This is a genomic window from Pseudoalteromonas sp. J010 (assembly GCF_003934235.1).
Taxonomy (GTDB): domain Bacteria; phylum Pseudomonadota; class Gammaproteobacteria; order Enterobacterales; family Alteromonadaceae; genus Pseudoalteromonas; species Pseudoalteromonas peptidolytica.
This window is the reverse complement of the sequence record NZ_RDBW01000073.1, coordinates 1-1,299: the sequence shown is the minus strand read 5'-3', so window position 1 is coordinate 1,299 and position 1,299 is coordinate 1. Positions and strand designations below refer to the sequence as shown.

Below are 1,299 nucleotides of genomic sequence, written 5' to 3'. Positions count from 1 at the left end.
GGCCAAGACACGGTATTGGCTGCGAGCGTTTGCTCGGCGCTATCTAGCGAAACTTTCCACAGTGATGAAGCTTTGGTCGTACCGTTAGTCTGCTCCATAAAATATAGCTCACCGTTGTGCGCCGCGATGTTAGAGGCGGTGTTATCAACGCCTTCTACATATGAATACGTACCACCACTGGTATCAAAGTGGTAAACATAACTATTGCTCTGTTCGCCGAAGTTGTTTATGCCATAAACACCCACTTTACAACCCGTCGTTGGCGCTGGTGTCTGTACTTCTTCTGTCACAACAACGTTGTCGAGTAACGCACCTAAAGAGTCTGAACGACCCATTCCTTGAAACCTTAGTTGAGTAACCTCACTTGATGCAACGACCGTATATTCAAACTTCTGCCACCCTAATGTGTTGGCATTCATAGTAGTTAAAGTTGTATCTCCAAACCATACTCTGGCACGGTTTGTCGAATTATCTCCTTCAACCCTTGCTGAATAATAAAAACTTACTTTGTATTTGTTACCAGCAGTCGTCGCAAGATCTTGGTAGATGGTATAGTTGCCCGTCGAGTCGAGTTCAACGTGGTTACTGCCATCTTGCGAGTTTATAAAACTAATGGTTGATTTTTGAATTTCTAGCTGAGCACCAGCTATCGTMCACCCCTCAATCTCGTTCACTAACCCCCAAGTTCCTGTCAACACCGAGTTATTTTCAAACGACCCGTTACTAACTAAGTTTGGCGAGCCTATTGTGGCAAAGGGTAAAATAATTAGCGCTGAGTATAATAGAGCTGCTCTCATAATAAATCTCCGTTAAAGTACCTGTATGTTGACTGCACAATACATGCCAACACAAACAGTAAATAACTTAATATTTATCAATAGCTTATACTTTTTATTTGTATCTTTTCTCTTGAAGTTTCATGTTTATTCGCAGAATGCAATTGCGGATTTTCATTTTACGAAAAGTGATTTTTTAGCGTAGGCAAACCCTATATCAATATTGAATAGACCAATGGAGCAAAGTTATTCATACCGGCAAGAGAATAAAACGTAATAGATCAACATTCTTTTAGTAGGTGTGTCGTATCGGTTACTGCTCTGACGTAAAAACAAAAAAGCGAGGGACTCCCCTCGCCTTTATTTTACCGCTGCTGCATTAATGGTTATTGGCAATTAGCGACATAGGTTAAATCGTTAATATGCTCCGGTGCGTCCATGATATAAGTCGCTTCGCCTGTATTGGCATCTAGCGTATAAAGTTTTGCATCCTCACCTTTGTTACGCCCAGACACATATAATG

Annotated in this window: 1 protein-coding gene; it reads right to left on the bottom strand. The window is 41.3% G+C overall.

The genetic code is table 11. From position 1 onward, the window contains the following. On the bottom strand, nucleotides 1-797 hold a 797-nt coding region (locus EAG18_RS22000; protein WP_125254468.1), incomplete at its 3' end, for a DUF642 domain-containing protein. Nucleotides 798-1,299: the final 502 nt, after the last annotated feature.